Consider the following 452-nt stretch of genomic DNA (forward strand, 5'->3'; position numbering starts at 1 on the left):
CCGGCCGGAGATGATCTCGGCCTGGAGCCGCATCGACTCGGCCCAGCTGTGGACGGTCGCCCGCAGATCGCCTTCCTTGGTCCAGCCGCCCGTGGGGGAGTTCACCAGCACGCACAGCACGATGCGGCCTCGGGTGACCACCTGCTCTATATCGACTATGTTCACGCCGTAGGCGGCGAGGGTGTCGCAGAGGCCGGCGGTGATGCCGGGGCGGTCCTTGCCGAAGATCTTGACGAGGAGGGTCGGGACATCGTCGTCGGGGACGGCGGTGGCAGGGGGAATCTGCGATGTGCTCATGGTCTTCCCACCGTATCCGGCCAGTCGGGGCGATCGCGCGGCAGTCCGCGCTACGGACGGCTGTGCGGTACAAAACGTTCATTTCGTCGTAGCCGGGCCGTCATACGGCGTTGAGTCGTCATGGGGCGTCGAGTCGAGCGCGAAGCGGGACGCCC

Annotated in this window: 1 protein-coding gene; it reads right to left on the minus strand. The window is 67.3% G+C overall.

Annotated elements, in window-relative coordinates; genetic code table 11:
- Positions 1-297, minus strand: a 297-nt coding sequence (locus CCN51_RS58955) for an ACT domain-containing protein (protein ID WP_245881897.1), incomplete at its 3' end; no start/stop codon positions are given.
- Positions 298-452 lie beyond the last annotated feature (155 nt).

The sequence above is a fragment of the Streptomyces milbemycinicus genome, assembly GCF_002154605.1.
Classification (GTDB): Bacteria; Actinomycetota; Actinomycetes; order Streptomycetales; family Streptomycetaceae; genus Streptomyces; species Streptomyces milbemycinicus.